Annotated in this window: 6 protein-coding genes and 1 pseudogene; 3 read left to right on the forward strand and 4 right to left on the reverse strand. The window is 38.7% G+C overall.

Translation table 11 applies throughout. The annotated features are described in order from the left end of the window. Positions 1–18: 18 nt before the first annotated feature. A complete protein-coding gene (gene adeR, locus J678_RS20850) occupies positions 19–762 on the reverse strand; it encodes an efflux system response regulator transcription factor AdeR (protein ID WP_017392734.1) in 744 nt (247 codons plus the stop codon). A 145-nt stretch (positions 763–907) separates the two neighbouring features. Between adeR and adeA the strand changes: the two genes are divergently transcribed. The 3 genes from adeA (at position 908) to adeC (ending at position 6683) form a co-directional block, all read left to right on the forward strand. Further along, positions 908–2098, forward strand: coding sequence for a multidrug efflux RND transporter periplasmic adaptor subunit AdeA (gene adeA, locus J678_RS20855; protein ID WP_017392735.1), 1191 nt, complete (start codon positions 908–910; stop codon positions 2096–2098). Beyond that, positions 2095–5205, forward strand: coding sequence for a multidrug efflux RND transporter permease subunit AdeB (adeB, locus tag J678_RS20860; protein WP_031956341.1), 3111 nt, complete (start codon positions 2095–2097; stop codon positions 5203–5205). Before adeA ends, adeB begins: the two co-directional genes overlap by 4 nt. Positions 5206–5285: 80 nt before the next feature. Next, complete coding sequence (gene adeC, locus J678_RS20865) at positions 5286–6683, forward strand: multidrug efflux RND transporter AdeABC outer membrane channel subunit AdeC (protein ID WP_017392737.1); 1398 nt, start codon at positions 5286–5288, stop codon at positions 6681–6683. Positions 6684–7399: 716 nt separating this feature from the next. Here the strand turns inward: adeC and J678_RS20870 are convergent. From J678_RS20870 to J678_RS0104610, 3 genes and pseudogenes are all read right to left on the reverse strand, one after another. Next, the gene (locus tag J678_RS20870) at positions 7400–7696 is read right to left on the reverse strand and encodes a hypothetical protein (protein WP_031956340.1); all 297 of its coding nucleotides are present in this window, start codon (positions 7694–7696) and stop codon (positions 7400–7402) included. Positions 7697–7698: 2 nt separating this feature from the next. Further along, a pseudogene (locus J678_RS20875) lies at positions 7699–8855 on the reverse strand (replication initiation factor domain-containing protein). Continuing rightward, complete coding sequence (locus J678_RS0104610) at positions 8855–9073, reverse strand: hypothetical protein (protein ID WP_024432478.1); 219 nt, start codon at positions 9071–9073, stop codon at positions 8855–8857. Before J678_RS0104610 ends, J678_RS20875 begins: the two are co-directional and overlap by 1 nt. Between the last annotated feature and the right edge of the window lie 277 nt (positions 9074–9350).

The following is a 9350-nucleotide window of genomic DNA, read 5'->3' on the forward strand; positions in this document are numbered from 1 at the left end:
GCTATATTTTTATATTATTTAGACATCATCTTTCACAGCTAGTGGATTATCTAGTCTATATCCCACGCCACGTACATTAATGAACATTTGAAGTATTCCTTGTTCTTCTAATTTTTTTCTAAGTTTACTGACGTGGCTATCTACAGTTCGTTCTAGTGCATCGCTATCATTCATACAATGATTCATGAGTTCACCACGTGTAAAGACTTTATGTGGCTGGTCAATCATGAAGGAAATAATTTTATATTCGGTCAGCGTTAAATTAAGCAAGATTTTCTTATTCTCAGAGTGTATATAAACACTATGAGTGTCAGTATCAATTTCAATATTTTTATAGATCTTGTTTTTATTCGTTGCCTTGTTTGCAAATTGAGTTCTTCTTAATACGGCTTGAACTCTAGCGACCACTTCATTTGGGTTAAATGGCTTAACCACAAAGTCATCTGCACCTATACGTAGTGCCATTACCTTATCAATATCTTGATCGAGCGCCGTTAGCATAATCACGGGAGTTTGAGCTTTTTGGCGTATTTTATTTAATACTTCCCAGCCGTTTAGCTCGGGTAATTTAATATCAAGTAAAATTAAATCGATAGGTTGGCTAGCGTGCAATTCAATGGCCTGTTTTCCATTCATGGCACGAATCACGCTCATTCCTTCACGTTTTAAATAATTTTCAATAATGTCGCCAATATCGTAGTCATCTTCTACCACAAGAATCACTTTATCTTGGCAATCAAAAGAAAAAGAATGATCGAACATAGAAAATCTATCTATTAAAGCGCTTCAATCCATCATACGCTAAATTATCCGTGTTTCTCCACACTTCCTCCACACTTTAGCGATTATCCCTACACACTCATCAAAAATAATACGACCATCAAAAAACTCCCTAGGTTCGGACAGTATGCAAAAGCATCTTTTACTTCCTTTATTTTTATCTATTGGGCTTATATTACAGGGGTGTGATTCAAAAGAAGCAACTCAACCTGAGCCACCGCCGGCTAAAGTCAGTGTATTAAGTATTCAACCGCAATCGGTAAACTTTAGTGAAAATCTTCCTGCACGGGTCCATGCGTTCCGTACGGCTGAGATCCGTCCACAAGTGGGAGGCATCATTGAAAAGGTTTTATTTAAACAGGGTAGTGAAGTTAGAGCAGGGCAAGCTTTATATAAAATTAATTCAGAAACTTTTGAGGCAGATGTAAATAGTAATCGGGCTTCGTTAAATAAGGCTGAAGCAGAGGTTGCGAGGCTCAAAGTTCAGCTAGAACGTTATGAGCAGCTGTTACCAAGTAATGCAATTAGTAAGCAAGAAGTAAGTAATGCCCAAGCTCAATATCGTCAAGCTTTAGCTGATGTCGCTCAAATGAAAGCAGCATTGACTCGACAAAACTTGAATCTGCAATATGCAACAGTTCGAGCGCCTATTTCCGGTCGAATTGGACAATCTTTTGTTACTGAAGGTGCATTGGTTGGTCAAGGTGATACCAATACCATGGCAACCATCCAGCAAATTGATAAAGTCTATGTTGATGTAAAGCAATCAATTAGTGAATATGAGCGTTTACAAGCTGCTTTGCAAAGCGGTGAGCTATCAGCAAATAGTGACAAAACCGTTCGTATTACTAACAGTCATGGACAGCCTTATAACGTAACAGCAAAGATATTATTTGAAGATATTAATGTTGATCCTGAAACGGGCGATGTTACGTTCCGTATAGAGGTAAATAATACTGAACGAAAATTACTTCCTGGCATGTATGTGCGTGTCAATATTGACCGTGCTTCTATTCCTCAAGCGTTATTGGTTCCGGCACAAGCGATCCAACGTAATATTAATGGTGAGCCGCAGGTATATGTCATCAATGCCAAAGGCACAGCGGAAATTCGTCCTATCGAAATTGGACAACAATATGAACAATATTACATTGCCAACAAAGGCTTGAAAATTGGCGATAAAGTTGTTGTTGAAGGCATTGAACGCATTAAGCCAAATCAAAAATTGGCAATGGCTGTATGGAAAGCCCCAGCCGTTGTAAATAACGCTCCAAGTATAGAAAAGAAAGCTTCTACAACTGAAGGAGCTCAATCATGATGTCACAATTTTTTATTCGTCGTCCTGTTTTTGCATGGGTTATCGCGATCTTTATTATTATATTTGGATTGCTAAGTATTCCTAAATTACCAATCGCGCGCTTTCCAAGTGTAGCTCCGCCACAAGTAAATATTAGTGCGGTTTATCCGGGTGCTACAGCCAAAACCATTAACGATAGTGTCGTCACCTTAATTGAGCGCGAATTATCGGGTGTAAAAAATCTACTCTACTATAGTGCGACAACAGATACCTCCGGTACAGCAGAGATTACTGCTACGTTTAAACCGGGCACGGATGTCGAGATGGCTCAGGTCGACGTTCAAAATAAAATTAAAGCTGTAGAAGCTCGTTTACCGCAGATTGTGCGTCAGCAAGGTTTACAGGTGGAAGCTTCATCGTCCGGATTTTTAATGCTGGTCGGGATTAACTCTCCAAATAATCAATATTCCGAAGTTGATTTAAGTGATTATCTAGTTCGAAATGTTGTAGAAGAGCTAAAACGTGTCGAAGGTGTAGGGAAGGTTCAATCTTTTGGTGCCGAGAAAGCTATGCGTATTTGGGTCGACCCAAATAAGTTAGTTTCTTATGGTTTATCAATTAGTGATGTAAATAATGCAATTCGAGAAAACAATGTCGAAATTGCACCCGGTCGACTTGGTGATTTACCCGCTGAGAAAGGGCAACTCATTACTATTCCACTGTCTGCACAAGGGCAATTGTCTAGTGTCGAGCAATTTAAAAATATCAGTTTAAAAAGTAAAACTAACGGTAGCGTTATCAAGTTATCTGATGTTGCAAATGTTGAAATCGGTTCCCAAGCCTACAACTTTGCCATTTTGGAAAATGGTAAACCTGCGACTGCTGCAGCAATTCAGTTAAGTCCCGGTGCGAATGCCGTGAAAACTGCCGAAGGTGTTCGAGCAAAAATTGAAGAGTTAAAGTTAAATTTACCAGAAGGCATGGAGTTTAGTATTCCTTACGACACCGCGCCGTTTGTCAAAATTTCAATTGAAAAAGTAATTCATACATTACTTGAAGCCATGGTTCTGGTTTTCATTGTGATGTACCTATTTTTGCATAATGTCCGCTATACGCTTATTCCAGCAATTGTGGCGCCTATTGCCTTACTCGGTACTTTTACCGTAATGCTACTTGCCGGTTTTTCAATTAACGTACTCACCATGTTCGGTATGGTGCTTGCCATCGGGATTATCGTCGACGATGCCATTGTCGTGGTTGAAAACGTAGAAAGGATTATGGCGACTGAGGGATTAAATCCTAAAGAAGCAACATCTAAAGCAATGAAAGAGATTACCAGCCCGATTATTGGTATTACGCTGGTATTGGCTGCAGTATTTTTACCAATGGCATTTGCGAGTGGTTCTGTAGGGGTAATCTATAAACAGTTTACCTTGACCATGTCGGTGTCTATTTTATTTTCAGCGCTATTGGCACTCATTTTAACACCTGCACTTTGCGCTACGATTCTAAAGCCAATTGATGGACATCATCAGAAGAAAGGCTTCTTTGCATGGTTTGACCGTAGTTTCGATAAAGTCACTAAAAAGTATGAATTGATGTTGCTTAAAATCATCAAACATACAGTTCCAATGATGGTGATCTTTTTAGTGATTACCGGTATTACCTTTGCTGGAATGAAATATTGGCCAACTGCATTTATGCCAGAGGAAGATCAGGGCTGGTTCATGACTTCATTTCAATTACCTTCAGATGCAACTACTGAACGTACCCGAAATGTAGTCAATCAATTTGAACATAATTTGAAAGATAACCCCGATGTAAAAAGTAATACCACTATTTTAGGTTGGGGCTTTAGTGGTGCAGGACAAAACGTAGCGGTGGCTTTTACTACCCTTAAAGACTTTAAAGAACGAACTGGTACGGCATCCGAAATGACGAACGCCGTGAATACCTCGATGGCAAATAGTACGGAAGGTGAGACCATGGCCGTATTACCACCCGCTATTGATGAGTTAGGTACTTTTTCTGGTTTCAGTTTACGTTTACAAGACCGTGCTAACTTAGGTATGCCTGCTTTATTGGCTGCTCAAGATGAACTTATGGCAATGGCAGCCAAGAATAAAAAATTCTATATGGTTTGGAATGAAGGGTTGCCACAAGGTGACAATATTTCTTTAAAAATTGACCGTGAAAAGCTGAGTGCACTTGGTGTTAAGTTTTCTGATGTTTCAGACATCATTTCTACATCGATGGGTTCAATGTATATCAATGACTTCCCTACTCAAGGACGTATGCAACAAGTCATTGTACAAGTTGAGGCCAAATCACGTATGCAATTGAAAGATATATTGAATCTAAAAGTCATGGGTTCAAGCGGTCAATTAGTATCTTTATCTGAAGTCGTGACGCCACAATGGAATAAAGCACCGCAACAATATAACCGTTACAACGGACGTCCATCTTTGAGTATTGCCGGTATTCCGAACTTCGATACGTCATCGGGTGAAGCAATGCGTGAAATGGAACAATTGATTGCGAAATTACCGAAAGGTATTGGCTACGAGTGGACAGGTATTTCCCTACAGGAAAAACAGTCTGAATCTCAAATGGCCTTTTTACTTGGTTTATCCATGTTAGTTGTTTTCCTTGTATTGGCTGCACTCTATGAAAGCTGGGCAATTCCACTTTCTGTGATGCTGGTTGTGCCACTTGGTATTTTCGGTGCAATTATTGCAATTATGTCTAGAGGCTTAATGAATGATGTGTTCTTCAAAATTGGACTCATTACCATTATTGGTCTATCAGCAAAGAATGCAATTTTGATTGTTGAATTTGCAAAAATGCTGAAAGAAGAAGGTATGAGTTTGATTGAAGCCACTGTTGCCGCAGCCAAACTTCGCTTACGTCCAATTTTGATGACTTCTCTTGCGTTTACCTGTGGTGTAATTCCTTTGGTGATTGCCTCAGGTGCAAGTTCAGAAACTCAACATGCTTTGGGTACAGGAGTTTTTGGTGGCATGATTTCAGCAACCATTCTGGCTATTTTCTTTGTTCCCGTATTCTTTATCTTCATTCTGGGTGCAGTAGAAAAGCTATTTTCCTCTAAGAAAAAAATCTCATCTTAAGTTCAATGCATCAGAGGGAATACTAAATTTCCTCTGATGCCACACAGCTACTCAACTCATTTTGTTATTTGGAGAATACTATGTCGAAATCGGCAACTGTATCTCGTGGACTTGTTATTTCTACACTTTCAATTGCACTCGTTGCATGTGTCAATATGCAAGCTCCACAACCTGCGATTACATCTCATATTCCACACAATTTTTCTCAAAATGCTTCTGGTAAAACGATTGCTGAACAAAGTTATAAAGAGTTTATTTCTGATTCGAAATTAGCACAGGTTATTGAAATAACTTTAAATAACAACCGTGATTTACGTACTGCCACACTCAATATTGAACGTGTACAGCAAGAATACCAAATCACAAAAAATAGCCAGTTACCCACCATTGGTGTAATGGGAAGTGCAGCAAGACAAGTTGATCCGTCTATTAATCCTAATAACCCAGCTTCTACATTTCAGGTTGGTTCAGGAATGACCGCATATGAACTAGACTTTTGGGGACGTGTGCAAAATTTAAAAGATGCGGCATTAAATAATTATCTAGCAACACAAAGCGCTAAAGAAGCAGTTCAAATTAGTTTAATCAGCAATGTCACGCAAGCTTGGTTAAACTATGCTTTTGCTCAAGCTAATTTAAATCTTGCCGAGCAGACCCTAAAAACACAACTCGATTCTTATCATCTTAATAAAAAGCGTTTTGAAGTTGGTATTGATAGTGAAGTTCCGTTAAAACAGGCACAAATTTCGGTTGAAACTGCACGAAATGATGTTGCAACGTATAAGACCCAGATTCAACAGGCAAAAAATTTACTGGATTTGCTGGCAGGTCATCCTGTTCCGCAAAACTTACTTCCTGATCATTCAATTCAAAATATTACCTTTGAGAAAACCTTTGCAGCCGGTTTACCAAGTGATTTATTAAATTATCGTCCAGATCTTAAAGCTGCCGAATATGAGTTACGTGCTGCCGGAGCGAATATTGGTGCTGCCAAGGCACGCATGTTCCCGACCATCAGCCTGACGGGCTCGACGGGTTATGCATCGTCTGAACTGAAAGATTTATTTAAAACTGGCAATTTTGCATGGTCGATTGGACCTACTATTGATCTACCAATTTTTGATTGGGGAACACGAAAAGCTAATATTAAAATTGCAGAAACTGACCAGAAAATTGCATTGGCTAAATATGAAAAAGCTATTCAATCGGCATTCCATGAAGTCAATGATGCTTTGGCTATGCATGCACATATTGGAGAAAGGTTAGGTGCGCAACGTCGCTTAGTCTCTGCGACAGATGCAACCTATAAACTCTCCATGGCACGTTATAGAGCAGGCGTTGATAGCTATTTTACGGTTTTAGATGCGCAGCGTTCTGCCTATGCAGCACAACAAGGCTTACTTGCACTTGAACAGATGAAACTCAATAACCAAATCGAAATATATAAAGCTTTAGGAGGAGGAATATCTAAAAGCTAACTAGTTGTGGTCTAAAAAATAAGCTGATAGAGAGATTCCTGATCAGCTTATTTTTACTTTAGATAATTAAATGTTGCTATGACATCATATATTCAGCGCTTAAGTTCATATGAACTATTAGGTTAAATTTAAGCAATAGCTGTACACACGTACTATATCAGTTTTTCCAAGCGTGTAAAGAAGTTTTTGAAAATTTATTATTAAATTTCAATGTATTAAAAAAATAATGTTTTAAGCTTTAGCGTGGGCAGGCTAAAAATTTTGAGATTAAAAGGCGATTTAGAAAAAAAAATCTGTATAGCAGTCAGTAGCCATAATACGGCTCGTAAATTTAGAATTTAGTAAGGTAGCTCGGCTCACTAGGGTAAATATAAAAGTGTAATTACATTTTGTAGAAAGCTGCCAGAACTATTTTGGCTAAGATTAGAAATAGGGTTAGCCAGTTTAAGTCTTTAAGAGTGGCACGGCTTGGTAAGTTGCTTGAGCAACAGATACCAAACTAAAAATTTGCTGTAGTAAAGAATAAAACGGCGTAGCAGTAATGTAGAGTAGCTATAGTCATATATATGGCAGGTTTTAGATATCCTATTTAACATAATATACATTATACGAAGCGGTAAAAATAACTATGTGTAATGTATAGCTTTATTTCGGTTTTCCGAAGATTTCAGGATGTGCAATGTTACTTGCACCATCCTCGTCCAAGACATCAATCATTAAATTACCTTTGGCAACTCAACTTGTTTAACGACATACTTCATAGATTTTCCTGAAGTAACCATTTCAAACGTAATATCAGCTTCTAACGGAAATTTATGTTGCTTAAGCAACGCTAAATTAGTTCGGTCTTGCCAGTTAAATACTTCACAAGCATTACCAACCGCATTACCTTGAGATTGATCAAGCGGAACCTCACAGTACAAAGCTACATGGTCATAATGACGACCATCGTCAGTTTTAAAATCAACAGCCTTAGCACCTAAGATTTTCACTTTATTTTTAAATTGCATCATTGCTACATTCTCCGAGCAGTTATAAGCACATGATCTAACCGCTTCGGATAAGCGAATTGATCAGAGCAAGAAATAATATTGATTAACTCTTCAGGTTCAAAAACCTGTTTAAAAACATTGATATACTTGCCATATTGTGTTTAAGATTCTTAATGGCAGTATCAAAGTTAATGCGTGCAACCTTTTGAATTGTTTCAATTCTTGCAGGTTGAATATCTTCAGATAGAAATGCGAAACATGGATATGAGGCTATAAAATACTCGCTTGGAGCCAGCAACATATCGAACGGTAAAACGCGATCAATTGACTTAAATTCAACTTCAGCACGTTGCCAGTTGTCGTTCGGATCACCCTCAGCTCGACCTTTCTCATACAAGCGAAGCATCTTGCCCGATTCACGTGCACCGACCATCAATGTACGTCCTTTACCGTTTGGACGCTTCCAATTGCCTTTATGCTCGATATTCGGCATACGATTGCCACAGCTAAAGCCACCTAAACCATCTTGCATATTGCCCCAGTCAACATTGATCTTTTTACCTTCAAAGTCGTCATGTGCAATATCAACTCGAGTTAATTTAGCTCGTTTGGCCATAGTTACTAAGAAGTTGTAAAGTCTTAATTCCCAACCACTTTTAGCAAAGTTGCAACCACGACCATTAATCATAATTAAGATCGTATTGCGCTGACCGCCAATGCAGACAAAGCCGAAATCTTCACCTAGTACATAGCTTTCTTTATAGAAATTAAGACCGCCATGACGACACGCAGTCGTTGAGAATCCAAAGATATGGTGTAACTGGTGATCAAGTTCTTCTACAGCAGCCGTCCAACGGTGTGTATCGATGATGTATTCATCTTCATTCCAATACTTGTCACCTAAAGTCTCAATTCCGATTGTGAAATTTACCCAGTCAATCACGGCAATTTCATTGTCAGCAGGAAGACGGCATTGAACTGGTTTAACACCTGAAGATGTCATCACCATGTGAGCGTATGGAATTGTGTATAGCGAATGCTCTTGATACGGGAGATCGGCGTCTTGCAGTTGCGTATCGGATGTCTTTACCCCCATCTTATTAATGGGGGTTACAACCATCGCATTTTTCAATCCCCCCGATAAAGCTGTGGGGTTTGGTTGTTTTTTATACTCACCCATTAGCAGATCCCCATTGAACGGAAATTATCATTCTCAGCTTTCAACATGTCGTAGTACTCCGCTACTTTGGCAGACTTATAGCCCCACTCCACCATGCACATTTCTATGTGACGTAGAACAAGCTCCGACTCGTAAGCAGGATTTCCCCCAACAACTAAAGTGCAGGCTCTATCGAAAATGATCTTAGCCACGATCTCGAATGCTTGTTCTTTATCCATGTATGATTTATCACAAATGATATTTTGTGGTTTTATAACATCTAATTTGTGATTTAGCAACATATCATAAAATATAAATCAGATATGATGTGTCACCTTTTAGGAGTAAGACAAATGGCAGTTACAGTTAGACTTAGAGACGAAGAAGAAGATATGGTCAAAGAAGCGACCTTAGAAATGATGTTCGAGACAAAAATCCGAATTAAAGAATCGGACGTACTTCACACTTTAATAAGAAAGTATTTAAAAGACATCAAAACTGAAGATGTGATGAAGT

This window comes from Acinetobacter sp. 1424608 (assembly GCF_000588255.1).
GTDB classification, from domain to species: Bacteria; Pseudomonadota; Gammaproteobacteria; order Pseudomonadales; family Moraxellaceae; genus Acinetobacter; species Acinetobacter nosocomialis.